The sequence below is a fragment of the Bacteroides sp. AM37-9 genome (genome assembly GCF_003603455.1).
GTDB lineage: Bacteria > Bacteroidota > Bacteroidia > Bacteroidales > Bacteroidaceae > Bacteroides > Bacteroides xylanisolvens.
In genome coordinates, this window is sequence record NZ_QTNF01000004.1 from 107,956 (window position 1) to 127,499 (window position 19,544).

The window sequence follows — 19,544 nt, forward strand, 5'->3', positions numbered from 1 at the left end:
ACTTAAATATTTAATTTAGTTATGACTAAACAGAAGAAATTCATCACTTGTGATGGTAACCAAGCTGCAGCGCATATCTCGTATATGTTCTCTGAAGTAGCAGCTATCTACCCCATCACTCCTTCTTCGACTATGGCTGAGTACGTAGACGAATGGGCTGCCGCAGGACGTAAGAACATCTTCGGCGAAACAGTATTAGTACAGGAAATGCAATCTGAAGGTGGTGCTGCCGGTGCAGTTCACGGTTCTCTTCAGGCTGGTGCGTTGACTACTACTTACACTGCTTCCCAGGGTCTTCTCCTGATGATCCCTAACATGTACAAAATTGCCGGTGAGTTCTTGCCTTGCGTATTCCATGTGTCTGCTCGTACATTGGCTTCTCACGCATTGTGTATCTTCGGTGACCACCAAGACGTAATGTCAGCTCGTCAGACTGGCTTTGCTATGTTGGCTGAAGGCTCTGTACAGGAAGTTATGGATTTGGCTGGTGTTGCTCACTTGGCTACCATCAAATCTCGCGTTCCGTTCATGAACTTCTTCGATGGTTTCCGTACATCTCACGAAATCCAAAAGATTGAAATGTTGGAAAATGATGATCTTGCTCCGCTGATCGACCAGGAAGCTTTGGCTGAATTCCGTGCCCGCGCACTGAACCCGATGAAACCGGTAGCTCGTGGTATGGCTGAAAATCCTGACCATTTCTTCCAACATCGTGAATCATGCAACAACTACTATGAAGCAGTTCCTGCTATCGTAGAAGAATACATGAATGAAATTTCTAAGATCACAGGTCGTAAATACGGTTTGTTCGATTACTATGGTGCAGAAGATGCAGAACGCGTAATTATCGCTATGGGTTCTGTAACAGAAGCTGCCCGCGAAGCTATCGACTACCTGGTAGCAAACGGCGAAAAAGTGGGTATGGTTGCCGTACACCTGTATCGTCCGTTCTCTGCTAAACACTTCTTGGCTGCTGTACCTAAGACTGCTAAGACTATCGCAGTTCTTGACCGTACTAAAGAACCGGGTGCTAACGGTGAACCTCTTTACCTTGACGTTAAAGACTGCTTCTACGGTGCAGAAAATGCTCCGGTTATCGTTGGCGGTCGCTACGGTTTGGGTTCAAAAGATACTACTCCTGCTCAAATTCTTTCAGTATTCGAAAACTTGGCTATGCCAATGCCGAAGAACCACTTCACTATCGGTATCGTAGACGACGTTACTTTCACTTCTCTTCCTCAAAAAGAAGAAATCGCTTTAGGCGGCGAAGGTATGTTCGAAGCTAAATTCTACGGTTTGGGTGCTGACGGTACAGTAGGTGCTAACAAGAACTCTGTAAAGATTATCGGTGACAACACTGACAAACACTGCCAGGCTTACTTCTCTTATGACTCTAAGAAGTCGGGTGGTTTCACTTGTTCTCACTTGCGTTTCGGTGATAATCCGATCCGTTCTACTTATTTGGTAAACACTCCGAACTTCGTTGCTTGTCACGTTCAGGCTTACCTGCACATGTACGATGTAACTCGTGGTTTGCGTAAGAACGGTTCTTTCCTGCTGAACACAATCTGGGAAGGTGAAGAACTGGCTAAGAACCTGCCTAACAAGGTTAAGAAATATTTCGCACAGAACAACATTTCTGTATACTATATCAACGCAACACAAATTGCACTGGAAATTGGTTTGGGTAACCGTACCAACACAATCCTTCAATCTGCATTCTTCCGTATCACAGGCGTTATTCCTGTAGAACAAGCTGTTGAGCAGATGAAGAAATTCATCGTTAAGTCTTACGGCAAGAAGGGTGAAGACGTTGTTAACAAGAACTATGCTGCCGTTGACCGTGGTGGTGAATACAAGACTTTGGCTGTTGATCCTGCTTGGGCTAACCTTCCGGATGACGCAAAAGCTGAAAACAACGATCCTGCATTCATCAACGAAGTAGTTCGTCCGATCAATGCACAAGACGGTGACTTGTTGCCGGTATCTGCATTCAAGGGTATCGAAGACGGTACTTGGTATCAAGGAACTGCTAAATACGAAAAACGTGGTGTAGCTGCATTCGTTCCTGAATGGAATGCTGAAAACTGTATCCAGTGTAACAAGTGTGCATACGTTTGTCCTCACGCTTCTATCCGTCCGTTCGTACTCGACGCTGAAGAGCAGAAGGGTGCTAAGTTCGAACAACTGAAAGCTGTAGGTAAAGCATTCGACGGTATGACATTCCGTATCCAGGTGGACGTTCTCGACTGTCTGGGTTGCGGTAACTGTGCTGACATCTGTCCGGGTAATCCGAAGAAGGGTGGCAAAGCATTGACAATGAAACACCTCGAAAGCCAATTGGCTCAAGCTGAAAACTGGACTTACTGTGCTGAAAACGTGAAGACTAAACAACATCTTGTTGATATCAAGGCTAACGTGAAGAACTCACAGTTCGCTACTCCGTTGTTTGAGTTCTCCGGCGCTTGCTCTGGTTGTGGTGAAACTCCATACGTGAAATTGATTTCTCAATTGTTCGGTGACCGTGAAATGGTTGCTAACGCTACTGGATGTTCTTCTATCTACTCTGGTTCTGTTCCTTCTACTCCGTATACTACAAACGAAAACGGACACGGTCCTGCTTGGGCTAACTCACTGTTCGAAGACTTCTGTGAATTCGGTTTGGGTATGGAATTGGCTAACGAAAAGATGCGTGCTCGTCTCGTGAAAGTGATGAACGAGGCTATTGCTGCTGATTGCACTCCTGCTGAAGTGAAAGAACTGTTCGCTGAATGGATCAACAATATGCTGGATGCGGACAAGACTAAGGAATTGGCTGCTAAGATCATTCCGGTTGTTGAAGCTAACAAGGATAAATGTAACCACTGCAAACAAATCGCTGAACTGCAACAATATCTTGTAAAACGCAGCCAGTGGATCATTGGTGGTGACGGTGCTTCTTACGATATCGGTTATGGTGGTCTTGACCATGTAATCGCTTCCGGTAAGGACGTTAACATCCTCGTTCTGGATACTGAAGTTTACTCTAACACAGGTGGTCAGTCTTCTAAAGCTACTCCGGTAGGTGCTATCGCTAAGTTCGCTGCTGCTGGTAAGCGCGTACGTAAGAAAGACCTCGGTCTGATGGCTACTACTTACGGTTATGTATATGTTGCACAGATCGCTATGGGTGCTGACCAAGCTCAAACTCTGAAAGCTATCCGTGAAGCTGAAGCATATCCAGGACCATCTTTGATTATCGCTTATGCTCCATGTATCAACCACGGTCTGAAAGCAGGTATGGGTAAGAGCCAGGAAGAAGAAGAAAAAGCTGTTAAGTGCGGTTACTGGCACTTGTGGCGTTACAACCCGGCTTTGGAAGAAGAAGGCAAGAACCCATTCCAATTGGATAGCAAAGAACCGAACTGGGAAGATTTCCAAGGTTTCTTGAAGGGTGAAGTTCGTTACGCTTCTGTAATGAAACAATATCCTACTGAAGCTGAAGAACTGTTCAAAGCTGCTGAAGAAAACGCTAAATGGCGTTACAACAGCTACAAACGTTTGGCTAGAGAAAACTGGGGTGCTGAATAATAGTAATACCCTATAAATATAAAACGGTAATCTTGTAGAAGATTACCGTTTTTTTATTGTATGAACTCTGTCTAACATAAACAGTACTCCCTTTTTCCCACTAGAGTTCATGTCTATTTTATATTTAAAATTAAGAATCACAATGCTCCAATCTATTTATTCTCTGACTTCGGAATCCAACTATCCACCAACTGCCGATGTTCATCCCTCCATTTGCGGGCTATTTCTTCTTCATCCATCCGGGCATCCTTCATAGCTGTCATAAAAGAGCTAAGTTCTTCTGTCGTTAGTTTAATGTTGCCAAAGAATTCGGCAGCAAACGGATCTTTCTCACTGAATCCTTTCCATGCAATAGCATGTATTTCTTCCAAGTCTCCATATACTTTCTTCGGATCATCCAAGAATTTCAAGTCAAACTGGTCGAACATCCAATGCGGTGTCCACCCCGTAATGACAATCCATTCTCCTTTGTCCATCGCTTTTTTCAAAGAAGCCAGCATGGTGGAACTACTTGAAGTCATGAGGGTATACCCATCAAGTCCGTAAGCAGCAATGGCCTTATCGGTCGTCTTCATTATCCCTGCTCCCGCATCAATTCCTACTATTTCAGAAGAGAAACGGTCTTTATTAGCTTCCAGCTCACTAATAGACTGGATCGTAACATATTGAGGAACAACCAGTCCTACACGGGCTTCTCCATATACCTCCCCCAAAAATTCGATGCTGTCTCCATACTGATTCATATAATCTTTCATCGTTATTGGTAACCATGCATCCAGAAAGACATCAGATTTCTTTCCTGACATAGATACAAAAATAGGGGCAAGATCAGCATTTTGCAATTCAACCTCATATCCATGCTCTTCCAATACCACCTTGGCCAAATGACTCATGGCAATACCTTCCAGCCAATTGGCATAGGCTATTTTTACTTTCTTTTTCTCTAAGCCTGAATTAGTACAGGAAGCTAGCAAAAGCATAGCTGACAATACTATTCCTACTATTTTATATATTCTCATACGTATTTTATCCTTTCCGTTTAGTTCTTATTTTTTCGTCCTGCCATTCCTTGTGTGATACGGTCTAAGATAATAGCTAAAATAACAACTGCTATACCACCTTCAAACCCAAGTCCGATTTTCATTTGGGTAATACCTTTCAATACAATTTCTCCCAGACCACCGGCAGCAATCATGGCAGCAATGACAACCATAGAAAGCGACATCATTATTGTCTGGTTGACACCAGTCAGGATAGTGGGCAACGCCAAAGGAAGCTGCACTTTATACAATAACTGCCAACGGGTAGCTCCGAACGAACGGGAAGCTTCCACTACATTTTTAGGAACTTGCCGTATTCCCAATCCGGTAAGGCGGACCACAGGAGGCATAGCAAAGATAATGGTGGCAAACACTCCCGGCACTGCTCCCAATCCGAAAAATAAAACGGCAGGAATCAGATAAACAAAAGCAGGCATCGTCTGCATCAAGTCGAGAACAGGACGAAGTATTTTCTCTGCACGCGGACTGTTTGCCGTCCACACTCCTAAAGGTACACCAACAATCAGGGCCAGACAGGTAGATGAAAAAACAAGAGCCAGGGTTTGCATAGTAGCCTCCCAAAATCCCATTCCATAAATCAGTAATAATCCCAATGCGGTGAAAATTGCCGTACCACGTCCTGCCTTCATCCATGCGAGTGCAGCAAGCACTAGAATGGTTATATAAAAAGGTATTCCAAAAAGTACGTGTTGGAATCCTATAATAAAACTACCGATGCCTGCATTTATGGCATCAAAGAAAGTGGAAAAATGTACCATCATCCAATTGATGACCGTCTCTATATATTGTCCTATATTTATCATAAATCTATTGCGTTTTGAATTATTTCGTTTATTTCTTCTTTATCTTTCCCCGTCACTTCGATGATTAAGGAGGAAAGCGGGATTGTTCCTAAAAACTCATGCGTCTCATCAATCACCCATACCGGCGAATTGCTCTTTGTCATTAAAGGAAGTATATCCTCCAACACTGTATCCTCCAATACAGAATGTACTTCGGTACGCACAATCGTTTCAATGGATTTTTCCTGTCTGCTACGTAACTTAAGCAGGTCGTTCAGACGTACTTCTCCGACCAGTTTATCATCGGCGTCTATGACAGGTAATACGGTGATATTCTTCGCACGCATCTTACGAATCAATACTTCAGGTCCCTCTTTCTTCAGACGGGCCACCAGTGGTTTGTCAATCATTAAAGAAGAAGCGGTAATAATTTTACTCCTGTCCACGTTTTCAACAAAACGGGCTACATAATCGTTAGCCGGTTCGGTCAGTATTTCTTCTGAAGTACCTACCTGCACCACCTCTCCGTCTTTCATAATAGCAATACGGTCGCCCAGTTTAATCGCTTCACTCAAGTCATGGGTAATAAAGACAATTGTTTTTTTCATCTTCGACTGCAAAGCCAGCAGTTCATCCTGCATTTGCACACGAATCAGAGGATCGAGCGCAGAGAAAGCCTCATCCATTAGAAGTACTTCGGGATTATTAGCCAGAGCGCGGGCCAGTCCGACACGCTGTTGCATTCCACCGGAAAGCTCGCCCACCATCTGATTTTCATATCCTTTCAATCCGACAAGCTTCATGCTTTCCATCGCTTTCTTCTCACGTTCCTCTTTCTTCACTCCCTGAAGTTCGAGGCCGAACGCGATATTGCTCAATACGGAACGGTGAGGTAACAGACCGAAATTCTGGAAAACCATCGCCAGCTCTTTCCGACGAACCTGCAATAATTCTTTTTCGGAAATTTTAGATATATCTACTCCGTTTACAAGCACTTGCCCGGCAGTAGGACGTATCAGACGATTGATACAACGCAGTAATGTCGATTTTCCACTTCCCGAGAGTCCCATTATCACGAAAAACTCTCCTTCATTAATTGAAAGATTGGCATCTTTCACTCCTACCGTACAACCGGTATCTTTCAGAATTTCCTCTTTACTCTTATCTTTTTTCAACATCTTGAGGGCTTTCTGCTTCTCGTTACCAAAGATAAGGTACAAATCCTTTATTTCTATTTTACTCATATAATATATTGGTTTAGATTATAATAGTTGTTTTGTTTTCAACTGCTGCGTTCCTCATTCTCACTTACGATAAACAAGTTGAATGTTCGCATGGTTCAGTCATGTCACATGACAACATGACGATCCGACGTTTTTTAAAATGGTTTTAAAAGACAGACTGAGTAGTTTAAAAGGAATAGAATTTGATAAGATTATCCTCTCAATGAACAGTAGAAAACAGTATTTTCATAAATAAATAACAGTCTGTTCTTGCATATTGTTGGCACAAAGGTAAGGAAAATAGATTAAATATGCAAATTTCATTCAGATACGGAGTAATTCCAAAGATGCTTTTTCAAGTCTACGCATCCATTTTGCTTGAAAGAGATCCCTTCTTCCAACAAGAGTTGTTTCTGCTCTGTCCAACCCGGAACAAGGCGTCCCGATGCATTGACAACCCGGTGACAAGGCGTAGATAAATCATCCGGAACCTGTTTCAAGGCACGCCCCACCATACGGGAACATTGAGGCATTCCCAATAATGCGGCAATTCCCCCATAGGTAGAAACTTTACCTACCGGAATTTCCCGAACAACCTGATACACCTCTTGACAAAAGGATGCGGAGAGACTCGCTTTGTCTACTTTATAATCTTTCATCACTCAAACATTACTTTATTTCAGTTCCAAAACTAGATAAAAAGGAAAGAATTTGCAAATAATAAAAGTATTTCAAATAAAATATGCAACTTTATTTGCTTTATTTACAAATAATCCCGACCTTTGTACCCATTAAAAGCAACCCTATTATTAACAAAACAAGCACTGCTGTTATGAAAAAGAAGACAATTCTATTCGCTTCTTGTTTATTTGGAGTATTCGCTTTCAGCTCCTGTGAGAAGAACCTTTATGATGAAAGTAAACAACCCGAAAAAGAAATTCAAGTAAAAGACCTGAATATACCCGCAGGCTTTCAATGGAAATTAACTCAAGTAGCCGCAGGAACAGTAGCTGCTACTACCCCCACTATGGTTTCCTTCTTTTTAGATGAAGCATGTAGTAAAGAAGAGAAAATAGCCGACATTCCTGTAGATACAGAAATTTCAAGTCTCCCTTTGAGCATCCCAACCTACGTAAATACATTGTATGCCCAGTACAAAACCAGCACCAATGAAATCAAAAAAGTAGCCATACCTGTAAATGCAGATAGAAGTTTCTCACTGAACATTGCTAATGATGCCAAATCCAAATCTAACACCACCCGGTCAATCACTCGTGGGCATGATATAGAAGATGACATCCAATTGTCAAAAGGAGTCATCTCTCATCCCAAAGATGGTTGGGGAACAATCATGTTTGAAGACCAATTCCCATCATTAGGAGATTATGACTTTAATGATTTTGTAGTCAATTATAAGGTGCAGTTCCAAGGTATTAAAAAGGTTGACAAAAAATACACTGCGCAGTATATACAAATAGGATTACGTCTAAAAGCTATCGGAGGAATATTCCCTTATTCTCCTTATTTAAGACTGAAAGAAATAGATTCTGACGAAGTGGAAAGTATAGAAGTTTATGAAACTAAAAATGTGATTCCTGCGATCGACGGAGTAGATCTTGTCCCCAATAAACATCTTATCATTGATTACAGCCCTTTAATTAAGAATCTGGCTAAACCTGCAGGCAGCCAATATTATAATACAGAAAAGAATGCTTTGGTAGCAACAAGTGATTTACCGGAGATCAATATTCTGATCACCCTAAAGAAGAGAAAAGAAGTAAAGGAAATATTAGAAGGCGATGAATTCGACTTGTATTTAAAACGTAATGATAGCGGAACAGAAATCCATATGAATGGTATTGAACCGATCACTTACCAATATCCATTCAATGATAAAAATCTGCTACCGGTATATACAAACGGGGACGAAGAAGATGATAATTATTATTTTAGTGCAGGACGCCTGATTTGGGGATTAAGAGTACCAGGCAACGCAGCGCATGCTATTGAAAAAGCTAATTTCTTGGAAGCCTATAAAGGATTCGCAAAATGGGCGCAAAGTAGTGGCAAAAACGAACAAAACTGGTATAACCAAGGAAACGCAGATAAAAGTTTATTGATTCATAACTAACACATATCAATAAATCCCGGTAAACATTGAAAATTCAAGTTACCGGGATTTATTGTATTCTGACGTGAATAGTTTTGATTCTATCCTTTCCTTTTCAGCAAATCTGTCGGACTTTCGCCAAACTGCTCTTTATAGCATTTGGTAAAATAAGAAGGAGAACTAAAACCGACTTCATAACCAATCTCCGCCACTGTCATATCCGACGAAGCAAGCAAGGAAGCAGCTTTCTTTAAACGAGCGATGCGAAGCAATTCATTCGGAGAATAATTAGTCAGGGATTTTATTTTGCGATAGAGCTGCACACGACTTAATCCCATATCCTTACCCAAATCTTCTACATTCAAATTTGAGTCTCCCATCTTTGCTTCAATCAAAGCCTTGAATTTTTCCACAAAGTCTTTATCCATATCGCAAACATCCTCTTTCGCCAACGTTTGTCCGTCACCAAAGAACTGTTTCAGGCGGCGATGTGAATCTATCAGATTACGAACGCGTGCCAACAGCAATTGCGAACTGAAGGGCTTGGAGATATAAGAATCCGCACCTCCGTCATATCCCTGAATCCGTTGTTCATCCAAAGAACAGGCTGTCAATAAGATGACAGGGATATGGCAGGTTTGCAGTTCGCTTTTCAGCCGACGACAACACTCTATTCCATCAATACCAGGCATCATCACATCAGAGATTATCAAGTCCGGGACATATTTCATTGCTTTACGGATGCCCTCCGAACCGTCTGCTGCTTCAATTACAGTATAATCGGTATGGAGTAATCCGCGTACATACGAACGGATATCTGCATTATCATCAATTACCAAAACGGAAGGCTTGGAAGAATCATAGCCTTTTTCCAGTTCCTCTTCTTCGACAGCAAAAGTTCCATTCAGGTCGGAAGAGGCGGGAGAACCGGGAGAAGCAAGATTTAAAGGAACTGCAGAGATTGATGACTTTAGAGAATCTTCGGCCAGAATAGTCTCACAAGTCTGTACCGGTAAATCAACGGTAAAAACAGTGCCCTGCTTTTCATCACTTTCCACAGAAATTGTACCTTTATGCAATTCAACGAAAGCTTTGACCAATGCAAGTCCGATTCCCGAACCGGCATGGTGCATGTCTATTTTATAAAAACGATCGAAAATGCTCCGGATATGTTCGGCGGAAATCATTGAACCGGTATTGGCTATAGTAAAACGAATCCAGCGAGTATCCTCTTTCGTTAAGGAAGATAAACGAACCGTTATCTTTCCATTTTCCGGTGTGAACTTGAACGCGTTGGAAAGCAGATTAAAATAAATACGTTCCAACTTTTCCATATCCGCCAATGTATGGTAATCCGTATCCGGCATATTATCAAAAGAGAAATGAATGTGTTTCTTCCGGGCCGCTGCAAGGAATGATTCGTTCCAGCCCTCAAAAGAGGAAAGAACATCTACCTGAACAGGTGTATATTCCATCTTACCGTTCTCGTATTTACGGAAATCCAGAATCTGATTAACAAGACGCAAAAGGATATTCACGTTTCGTTGAATCAGCATCAACATTCGATGCTGATCTCCACTTAGTGTATGATCGGCCAATAAATGTTCTACCGGATCGGCAACCAATGTCAGCGGAGTACGGAAATCGTGAGATATATTTGTGAAAAAAACCAGTTTGGCATGCGTTGCCTCTTCCAGTTGATGAGAAAGCTGGATGAGCTGATCCCGTTGCTCTTCCAGTTTGTCCCGCTGTTCTTCTAATTGGTCGCGTTGTTCCTCTAACTTGTCCCGCTGCTCTTCCAACTGTTTCTTCTGCTCGGAAAGTTCCTTATTCAGACGATTTTTAGCACGGAGAGATTTATAGACTACCAATAATAAGCCTGCCACCAATAGAAGAATGACCAAACCGCCATACATCACCACCTGCTGTGTAGCAACACGAGACAGATATCCGCCGATACGTCCGTTCAATGTTTCAATCTTCTGATCCAGTTCCGAGATGTGAGTTGTCTGAAGTTGCATGACATGCGCATTCGTACAGTCGACCACCGCAGTGTTCATGACCGTTTCCCGGGGATAAGGCTTTTTCTCAAGGATATTCATTGCCAGTTGCATCACTTTGTCGCCATTGGTCGGATAAATAAAAGTAGCATTCAACACACTGTCGAGTACCATTTCCAATCCGTTGCCTTTGCCGGGGAGAGCATCGATACCGACAAAAATCATTTCCTTCTCCCGTCCCACTTTCTTTGCAGCCTGATAAGCTCCCGGAGCGATACGGTCATTATGCGCATACACGGCGTCTATCTTCGGATGCCGACGGAGCATACTATCCATTTCCACTTCCGCCGGTTCACGCTCCCACGCAGCATCCGCTTTATCAATCAGTTTGATATCCGGAAAGTTACTGATAGCAGCCATAAATCCTTGATGGCGTTCCATGGCAGGAGTTGAGCCACCCAGTCCGGTAAGTTCCACCACATTCCCTTTTCCTTTCAGGCTTGACGCAATATAATTACCTACCGCACGTCCTATTTCATAATTGTCGGCACCGATATAGGCAGTATATTTATCAGAAAGAATCTTCCGGTCTACCAGGATGACAGGTATTCCCTTTTGATAGGCTTCCTCTACAATCGGAGTCATGGGGGCCGCTTCGTTGGCAGAAATAATCAATAAGTCAACCCCTTCATCTATAAAATAATGAACGTCTTCCGCCTGTTTGCGATTATCATCCGCAGCCGACCGGATTTCAACCGATACCCCATCGTAGAACATTGCTTCGCGAAGAATTTCATCATTCATCTTATGCCGCCAGGAGTCATCACTACATTGCGCCACCCCGATACGGAAACGCGGTGCATCCTGCCGACAAGCCGTCATGCCAAGAAGACAGAGCAAGACTGCTATCCACTTTGTATATCCCATCATTCTAATCATTCTCATTTTTTTCGTATTTCTTTCTATGACCCAAATGGACGATTGAGAACAAAAATAAGAAATAAAACTGTGAGTATGCTATCTATCACCCAATTATTCTCATCATTACCCTCCAAAGAAATGCAAAACAGTTCCCAATATTCAACCGGAAACTATTAACAAAAGTATAAAGCGTAAGACAAACACTCAATAAATGTTATAAAACATCTCTTTTTATTTGGATTATTTGCAGATTTAGCAGAAGTCCGTATCTTTGCAATGTGTTTTTCATAGTATTAGATTTAAGGTTAACAAAGGTTGGAGCAAGGCGTTGCTCCTTTTTTTATACCCCTACCTCTCATATCATACGAATCATGCAAAAAGAACAAGAGGTATATTCCCACGGAATGAGATATACCTCTATACTTACTTTCCATCAAACAATTACATTAGTCTGTCTTTCAAAACCTGCGGAAGTTCGGGCATTGCACCGCTTTGCGTGCAGACATAAGCAGAAACTTCAACAGCAAGTTTGTGAGCTTCGGGAACCGGTTTTCCATTCAAAATGGAAGCACAGAAAGCAGCCGTAAAGGAATCACCTGCCCCCACCGTATCGGCAACCGGAACTCTCGGTGTCTCCTGGAAAGAGACAACACCCGGGGTAAACACATAACTGCCATTAATTCCGCAAGTCAGAATCAGCATCTTCAGGTTGTATTTTGCCAACAGAATCCAACATTTATCCTGTAAGTCGATGCCGGGATAGCCAAACATACGGCTGATGGTCACCAGTTCTTCGTCGTTTATCTTCAGAATGTTGCAACGGCGGAAAGATTCGCGCAATACCTCTTTGGTGTAGAAGTCCTGGCGGAGATTAATATCAAAGATTTTCAGTTGTCCGTCTATATCGGGCATCGTATCCAGAAAACGGTTGATAGTGGCACGGCTCACTTCATTACGTTGAGCCAGGGAACCGAAGCAAACGGCACGCGTACTCAATGCCAAACGTTTCAGTTCATCCGTAAAAGGTATGTTATCCCATGCCACGCCTTCTTTGATTTCGTAACAAGGTACACCCTCGTTATCCAGTGTCACCTGTACCGTACCGGTAGGATAATCCACTTGTTCAATCTGCGTTTTCAGTTTCTTCTCGTTGAATACGTTCAGAATCTCATCTCCCAACTCATCCTTGCCCACGGCACTCACCACGCGACTGTCAAAACCAAACTGTGATACATGATAGGCAAAGTTTGCCGGAGCACCACCTATTTTCTTTCCTTCGGGCAACACATCCCAAAGTGCCTCGCCCATTCCTACGATTATATTATTCATGATCTACGGATTTTATTGTTTCCAAAGTTATAAAATTATTTTTTAATACGGAACGTATAGAACAAGAGATAAAGCACGCCCACTGTCATTACGGCTACTGCCCCACTCTGTCCCATGGCATCGGATGCTACTCCCATAGCCAACGGAAATACCGTGCCGCCGAACAGTCCCATAATCATCAGACCGGAAACTTCATTTTTCTTACCCGGCAGGTAAAGCAATGCCTGCGAGAAGACTACGGAGAACACATTGGAGTTACCGAAACCAATCAGACCGATGCATACATAAATCATTGTCTTGTCATGGAATATAAACAAACCTGCCATCGCTATCAGCATCATCACAACGCTAATCCCGAAGAAAGACTTCGGTGACATCTTACGTAAAATGAAAGAACCGAGGAAGCAGCCTGCCGTACGGAAGATGAAATAAAGGCTTGTTGCAAAAGCCGCATCATCAAGGCCCATGCCGAGACGTTCCATCAAAATCTTGGGGGCAGTGGTATTTGTTCCCACATCAATTCCAACGTGACACATGATACCGATGAAAGAAAGCAGGATAAACGGTTTGCCAAGCAAAGCGAGACATTGTCCGAAAGTAGACGGTTTACCTTCTTCTTTTTCCTCTTTAATCTGTGTGACATTGAGCAACAGGATAGCAATGACGGCTACAATCATATAAATCGGGAACAGGATGCGCCAGCCTAAATCGAAAGTCGGGATGGCTTGTGTTGCTCCCCACATGGCAATATAAGGAGCAAGGAAAGAGGCAATGGCTTTCACAAACTGGCCGAAAGTCAGGCTACTTGCCAAACGGTCGCCACGTACGATGTTAGAAAGCAACGGATTCAGGGAAGTCTGCATCAATGCATTTCCGATACCCAAAAGGGAGAAAGAAATCAGCATCAGCATATAGCTGTCTCCGAAAACCGGCAATAACAAAGAAGCAAAAGTGACAATCAAACTAAGCAACACGGTTTTCTTCTGACCGATGCGGCTCATCAGCATGCCTGTGGGTACGGAGAAAATCAGGAACCAGAAGAATACCAGTGAAGGGAAGATATTCGCCTGCGAGTCCGACAGACCGAGGTCTGCCTTCACATAATTGGAGGCAATGCCTACCAGGTCAACGAATCCCATGGCGAAGAAGCAAAGCATCACCGGGATTAGTTTGGAAAGGGAAGAGTTTTTACTATTTTCCATTGATTTATCTTTTATATTAAGTAGTAATTCTAAAAATCATCAGACGTACGATTAGAGTGTTTCATTTATGATCAGATGATTTACGATGTACAATTGAAGTCAGTATTACGAATTAGCCGTGTATACATAGGCGTTTATGATTTCAATAGTAATATCAATCGTACATTGTCAATCGCCTCATCGTAAAATCAGTTCAATGTACACGTCAGCCCTTTATATAGTTGGTGTATATCCCGTTCCTTGTTGTGCTAAAGCTACGTTATTGTTACCTTCCCACGGCCGTGGTAGGATCTCGTCACGGCCGTGAAGAATTACCAATAGCTTAAGTTTAGAGCAACTATATCCCCGCTTTATGGGTACTCTCTCATTGGGAAAGAGAAACTCTGCCCTAAGGAAACAGGGAAAGAACGCATGGAGCGGAATAGAACGGGCTTATGGTTTCAACTTGTAAACTACAAATGAGTCTACCTTATAAGCTCCTCCTTTACTGTAAAAGTCGATATGATTGTAAGGCTCCGAAGGGAATACCTGATTGGTCATCGCAAAGCGTCCACCGTCTCCAAAGGCCTCAACGCTGGATTTATCAACAAACAGGCGAAGTTTTAATGCATCTTTTCCGCTTTCAATAGCTGTCCAGGTCAACATCGGGAAATTCTCATTGAAGCTGACCTCTCCGCTCTTGCGACGATCCATCGAGAATTTCTTTTCTTTCATGTCATACTGCATATCCACTTCTTCGCCTTTGTCATTGTAGAGACGGAAGCCGATTACGTCTGCATGTTGATTTTCAATCGTCAGTTCTATTTCGTATGCACCGTCATTGCCGGGAATCATTTCTTTGATTGTGCGTGTTCCGTTCACTTTGAACGAGCGTTTCTTGGAAGCATCGCGCAAAGCCAGCAGTTCGGGAGAGGGAGCTGATTGGAGGTAAGTCTCACCATCTACGGTAAACAGGCTCAAGTCGCGGGGAACGGAGTTCGGACTACGGTATTGGGAGGTAGGAACATCGTTTGCGTATTGCCAGTTGCTCATCCATGCGATAGCGATGCGGCGGTTGTCGGGAGCATCACTCCAAGTCACGGTGGCATAATGGTCTTTTCCCCAGTCCATCCATTTGGTTTTGGAGGGTGATTCGTTTACAAACTCTTTTCCGTTGAAGGAGCCTACAAAATATTGAGTAGCCGAGTCACCGAAAGGACCGTCGCCGAGGCTGCAAAGCAGTACCCATTTCTTTTCATTTGTTCCTTCTACCGGGAGTTCGAATAAGTCGGGACATTCCCAAACGTTTCCGTGTGCGCCGTGTCCTTTGCCGAAGCTGCTTTCAAATGTCCAGTCTTTCAGGTTGGGGGAAGAGAAGAATTGCATTTCCTGCCCTACTGCCAATACCATGATCCAGCGTTTGGTGCCTTCGTACCAGAATACTTTCGGGTCGCGGAAGTCACGTGCTTCGGATACTAATACAGGATTGTTTTCGTATTTGGTAAAGGTACGTCCGTTGTCGGTGCTGTAAGCAATGCTTTGTACCTGACGGTCGCTGTTTTGTGTATAGATGGCGACGATGGCGCCTGCACCGAAGCCGGCGGTATTATGATGGTCTATCACGGCGGAGCCACTGAAGATAGTGCCAAATGCATCCGGGGCGATTGCTACGGGGCGATGTTCCCAGTTTACGAGGTCTTTGCTGATGGCATGTCCCCAGTTCATATTTCCCCATTTGGAACCATAAGGGTTGTATTGGTAGAAAAGGTGGTATTCGCCGTCTTTGTATACCATTCCGTTTGGGTCGTTCATCCATCCGTAAAGGGGAGAGAAATGATAGGTGGGACGGAACTTTTCACGGTTGCTTGTATCGAACGTATCGGACAATTTCATTTCCTTGCAGCAAGCGGTATTGTCCGGCGAAAGGTTGACACGCACCGGGTCGTTGGAGTTCATTTTAAATTTGAAAGAGATTAGTTTGCCGGAATAGTCGGAAAGGTCTACCGGAACAAAGTAATCGACTTTATGGATGGCCAGACGGACATCGAAGTTCTTTACCTCTTTATTATTGACAATCATGCTGATACGCACATCGGGCGATGCATCTTCTACGGGCAACAACAGATACTTCTGGTTAGTGTTGACACGTACAAGGCAATGTCCTTCTCCTAAATCTTTAATTAATAGAGGAGAGTTGTCCGCACGGGCGGATAGAGAGATATTCATCACAATCATACAAAATAAAACCGCGAAGGTTTGAATTTGTTTGGAAGAGAGTCTTAAATTCATGCTTTATGGTATTAAGGTTGTTACAGTGCAAAGATAGGCGCTCCGGGATGAAACGCCTATCACTTTTGTTTCAAACACTGTAAAAGATGTTACTTTTCTATTAATAGGTGCTCACTTGAATATCTGATACAGTGATTTCGCCTTTATAACAGCAGAGTGACCACGGATTCTTCTGCATTTGATAGATGCGGTTCGTGAAAGATAACTGGTCGTTGATGTAAGTCACACAAACCGACTGGTCACTGTAAATCGTCACCCGGTATTCATTATCGGACGGGATATTGAATTTGTTATCAAACAAGTATTTGGCATTGTCACCGTCTTTCTCGAAATTGGCTTTACCCTCGTCAGCGTTGACGTGGATGCTATACCATGATTTGGAGTCCGTTCCACGAACGAAAGAGATTCCAAAACGATCTGCATTCGAGGATGCTTTTACGGTAAAGGAAATCTTGTTGTGCACTTTCAACCGGTTGAAGATGACGGAAGCTCCTTCGGCCAACGTATAGGTTTTACCGCTTTCTGTTACGTTTCCGTCTTTAGCCATCACTTTTACTTCTTGTGCAGAAGTGTATTTACGGTCGATTGCATCGGGAACTCCGAGAGTCAATGTACCGTCTTCGTGCTGAATGAGGCGTTGTGCCACCAAGTTGCCAGCCCATTCGGGTTCTACATCCCCTACGTTTCCATTATCATTGCCGGCACGGGTAGGACACCAGCCCCAGATGTAACGGTTGGTTCCATCGGAAGCAGTCTTGCCTGCATAGAATGCACGGCTGTCCAGCATACCTTCCCGATTGTCCGGCCATATTCCGGCATCATTGGCGGTGGTTGCTTTCAGTTCTTCAAGTGTTCTGCCTTTGAAGTATTGTACCTTGCGCATGAAGGAAGCTTGTTCCGAATAGACCAGATACCACCAGTCTCCCATCCTGAATACGTCCGGACATTCATAGAAACGGTCCCACATCATGGTCATAAATGTGCCGGCAGACGCCCACTCTTTCAGGTCAGTAGAGGTGAATTCGGCAATGTGTCCTTTTCCGTTTTTACGGGTGGCAATCAGCATGTGATAAACGCCGTCTTCGGTCTGGAACAGGAACGGATCGCGGAAGTCATTCTTGTCATAGCCGTACGTATCTCCTTTCAGATAGAAAGTGCGGTTCTTGGTCCACGTTTTAAAGTCGGGAGAGGTGGCTACCATAACTACCTGCGCATTCTGGTCGGAAGAAGGTTTGAATTTATTGCCGGTGTAGAAGGTATAATAGAGTTTATCCGTCGGATTGTAGATCGTACCTCCTGTACCGATGGCAGCATCCTGTTCGTCACGACCTCCACACGGAATCAGTTCGCCGAGAGATTCATAAGTAGCACCGTCTTTGGTGGCCACCCCGAAAATGGGGTGGTAAGTAGCTTCGGGGTTCGGACGGTAGTCTTGCAGGTACATCACTTTAAAGTCTTTGGCAACCGGATCATAGAATGGCATCGGGTCGCCGATAAAGCCTACCTGCGGTTTATAGTACATCGAGAAGCCATGCTCGTCGGCCGATTGGAAGTAAGTGGCTGTACCGTCCCAGTCTCTTTGAGTCAATACGGGATCCATCTCATCACTGCAAGCGCTCATTGAGGCCAACAGCGTGGTGATTGCTATATGTAAGATCATATTTTTCATAATTATTGCTTATTCTTTTATTTACATAAGTAATTGATTGCATTCAGAGTCATTTGCTCTACGTTGTAGTGGTAGTAGTCGGCAGAAGCGTCTACGCCTTTACCGTACCAGTCGTAACAACCGGAGCCGATACAGATCGTGCGTCCGCTGTTGGCGCGCGGCTCGAATTCGGCAATGACTACCGCACCGTCACCTCCACGTGCCAGGTCAATTCCTCCTGTCAGGTTACGCCATTCGTTCAAGTCAGCATAACCTCCCCAGTCTGTTCCGATATGCCATTGTGCTGTACTATTGGTTATCGCATAGCCGGCATCACAAGTATATACTGTCGATTTGTCGCCATCTTTCCATCTTAAATCCTGGAACAACGGATGCGATTCGCTACCGGTAATCGGGAAGCTCCACGGAGAAGACGTAATTTCGGGTGAGTCTTCGTTTCCTCCCCAACTGTTATTGGGTACACGCTCGTCTTTTGCAATGCTAAGGTCCTTAATATAGAAAGTTGCATAGCGGGTCAGCAATAGGTTACCACCGTTTTGATAGTAGACTTTAAATTTCTCTACGGCAGCTTTCGCATCATCCGGCAAAGGAGGATTATCGCCATTGTCCGCATGGAAATGCCACCAGATTGCAGTATATTTACCTAAATCGACTTTTCCGTCTACTACATCTTTGAATGAGATGTATTCGGACATGGATATATTATCCATCATCCACTGGGCAGCGGCTTTTTCTTCAGGACTTGTCAGTTGGCTCACAGAAGAAGCTGTGCCGATAAAGGCAGTCGGAATTACATTTCCTTGAGTAACTGTTACTACATAAGGAGTCACTGCCGAACGGTAAGTTGCCGTATAAGTGACAGGGTTGGTAAAGTCCTGGATGCTGCCGGATGCCGGAGTTACAGTGACTCCATCCGATCCGGTGAATGTACCTTTCAACTGGGTGATATCCACTGTCAGTGGAACAACTACAGAGATTGTTTTTGATAGCTGGTCTACTTTTCCTACATAAGTATCATTCAACTTAAAGGTCAGTATCTTTGCTTCGTCTCTCTTCACAGTAATCGTATAGCTCATCTGTACGTCGCCATTTTTCACGGTCAAAGATACGGGAAGAGAAAAGTCGATTGTTTCACCAACAGCGATGCTCGCCATAGCACCTTCGGAAAGATTGATTTCACTGACGGCCATCCGGGTAACGTCATAATCGTAAGGTACTCCCACTACGATTGTCTTGTTTTGATAATCGATCGTTCCTGCGTATTCATCCAGTTTGATAGAGTTCACCCATACATCTCCGTCCAGACGAAGATTGGATTTGAAGTCATCACTACATCCCGCAACTGTCAGGCATGCTACAGTCACCAACAGGATGGTATAGAGTTGTTTTATGATTGATTTCATTTTATT

General features: G+C 43.7%; 12 protein-coding genes. 2 read left to right on the forward strand and 10 right to left on the reverse strand.

From position 1 onward, the window contains the following. Window positions 1-21: 21 nt before the first annotated feature. Window positions 22-3,570: a pyruvate:ferredoxin (flavodoxin) oxidoreductase gene (gene nifJ / locus DW862_RS04345; protein WP_049703482.1), complete on the forward strand. Its 3,549-nt coding sequence runs from the start codon at window positions 22-24 to the stop codon at window positions 3,568-3,570. Between the two features lie 152 nt (window positions 3,571-3,722). On the opposite strand, the gene DW862_RS04350 is transcribed toward nifJ, so the two are convergent. From DW862_RS04350 to DW862_RS04365, 4 genes are all read right to left on the reverse strand, one after another. Continuing rightward, window positions 3,723-4,589, reverse strand: coding sequence for a glycine betaine ABC transporter substrate-binding protein (locus DW862_RS04350; RefSeq protein WP_120067338.1), 867 nt, complete (start codon window positions 4,587-4,589; stop codon window positions 3,723-3,725). Window positions 4,590-4,609: 20 nt separating this feature from the next. Next, on the reverse strand, window positions 4,610-5,434 hold the full coding sequence (locus DW862_RS04355; protein ID WP_004311730.1) for a proline/glycine betaine ABC transporter permease: 825 nt from the start codon (window positions 5,432-5,434) through the stop codon (window positions 4,610-4,612). Next, entirely contained in the window at window positions 5,431-6,657 is a 1,227-nt protein-coding gene (locus DW862_RS04360) for a glycine betaine/L-proline ABC transporter ATP-binding protein (RefSeq protein ID WP_004321560.1), read from the reverse strand. Before DW862_RS04360 ends, DW862_RS04355 begins: the two co-directional genes overlap by 4 nt. 299 nt (window positions 6,658-6,956) lie before the next feature. Continuing rightward, window positions 6,957-7,295: an MGMT family protein gene (locus DW862_RS04365; protein WP_120067339.1), complete on the reverse strand. Its 339-nt coding sequence runs from the start codon at window positions 7,293-7,295 to the stop codon at window positions 6,957-6,959. Between the two features lie 83 nt (window positions 7,296-7,378). On the opposite strand from DW862_RS04365, the gene DW862_RS04370 reads away from it, so the two are divergent. After that, window positions 7,379-8,767 carry an LruC domain-containing protein gene (locus DW862_RS04370; protein WP_074705388.1) on the forward strand — a complete coding sequence of 463 codons (1,389 nt, stop codon included), beginning with the start codon at window positions 7,379-7,381 and terminating at the stop codon, window positions 8,765-8,767. An 80-nt stretch (window positions 8,768-8,847) separates the two neighbouring features. Here DW862_RS04370 and DW862_RS04375 read toward each other — a convergent pair whose 3' ends face one another. The 6 genes from DW862_RS04375 to DW862_RS04405 all read right to left on the reverse strand — a co-directional run bounded on the left by DW862_RS04375 (window position 8,848) and on the right by DW862_RS04405 (window position 19,538). Further along, window positions 8,848-11,673, reverse strand: a complete 2,826-nt coding sequence (locus DW862_RS04375) for a substrate-binding domain-containing protein (RefSeq protein WP_353844346.1) — start codon at window positions 11,671-11,673, stop codon at window positions 8,848-8,850. A 435-nt stretch (window positions 11,674-12,108) separates the two neighbouring features. Beyond that, complete coding sequence (locus tag DW862_RS04385) at window positions 12,109-12,996, reverse strand: carbohydrate kinase (protein ID WP_008025948.1); 888 nt, start codon at window positions 12,994-12,996, stop codon at window positions 12,109-12,111. A gap of 35 nt (window positions 12,997-13,031) precedes the next feature. Continuing rightward, window positions 13,032-14,198 (reverse strand): MFS transporter, encoded by a 1,167-nt coding sequence (locus tag DW862_RS04390; protein ID WP_120067341.1) that lies wholly within the window; start codon window positions 14,196-14,198, stop codon window positions 13,032-13,034. Between the two features lie 432 nt (window positions 14,199-14,630). Further along, window positions 14,631-16,466 carry a DUF4980 domain-containing protein gene (locus DW862_RS04395; protein ID WP_120067342.1) on the reverse strand — a complete coding sequence of 612 codons (1,836 nt, stop codon included), beginning with the start codon at window positions 16,464-16,466 and terminating at the stop codon, window positions 14,631-14,633. A gap of 100 nt (window positions 16,467-16,566) precedes the next feature. Then, complete coding sequence (locus DW862_RS04400) at window positions 16,567-18,135, reverse strand: glycoside hydrolase family 32 protein (protein ID WP_165861875.1); 1,569 nt, start codon at window positions 18,133-18,135, stop codon at window positions 16,567-16,569. Window positions 18,136-18,152: 17 nt separating this feature from the next. After that, a complete protein-coding gene (locus DW862_RS04405) occupies window positions 18,153-19,538 on the reverse strand; it encodes a DUF4960 domain-containing protein (RefSeq protein ID WP_120067344.1) in 1,386 nt (461 codons plus the stop codon). Between the last annotated feature and the right edge of the window lie 6 nt (window positions 19,539-19,544).

Bases quoted from the DNA above. Each gene is read 5' to 3' on its own strand.
- DW862_RS04400 (WP_165861875.1), bottom strand. From the start codon at position 18,135: ATGAAAAATATGATCTTACATATAGCAATCACCACGCTGTTGGCCTCA.
- DW862_RS04385 (WP_008025948.1), bottom strand. From the start codon at position 12,996: ATGAATAATATAATCGTAGGAATGGGCGAGGCACTTTGGGATGTGTTG.
- DW862_RS04390 (WP_120067341.1), bottom strand. From the start codon at position 14,198: ATGGAAAATAGTAAAAACTCTTCCCTTTCCAAACTAATCCCGGTGATG.
- DW862_RS04355 (WP_004311730.1), bottom strand. From the start codon at position 5,434: ATGATAAATATAGGACAATATATAGAGACGGTCATCAATTGGATGATG.
- nifJ (WP_049703482.1), top strand. From the start codon at position 22: ATGACTAAACAGAAGAAATTCATCACTTGTGATGGTAACCAAGCTGCA.
- DW862_RS04360 (WP_004321560.1), bottom strand. From the start codon at position 6,657: ATGAGTAAAATAGAAATAAAGGATTTGTACCTTATCTTTGGTAACGAG.
- DW862_RS04375 (WP_353844346.1), bottom strand. From the start codon at position 11,673: ATGGGATATACAAAGTGGATAGCAGTCTTGCTCTGTCTTCTTGGCATG.
- DW862_RS04370 (WP_074705388.1), top strand. From the start codon at position 7,379: ATGCAACTTTATTTGCTTTATTTACAAATAATCCCGACCTTTGTACCC.
- DW862_RS04350 (WP_120067338.1), bottom strand. From the start codon at position 4,589: ATGAGAATATATAAAATAGTAGGAATAGTATTGTCAGCTATGCTTTTG.
- DW862_RS04365 (WP_120067339.1), bottom strand. From the start codon at position 7,295: ATGAAAGATTATAAAGTAGACAAAGCGAGTCTCTCCGCATCCTTTTGT.
- DW862_RS04395 (WP_120067342.1), bottom strand. From the start codon at position 16,466: ATGAATTTAAGACTCTCTTCCAAACAAATTCAAACCTTCGCGGTTTTA.
- DW862_RS04405 (WP_120067344.1), bottom strand. From the start codon at position 19,538: ATGAAATCAATCATAAAACAACTCTATACCATCCTGTTGGTGACTGTA.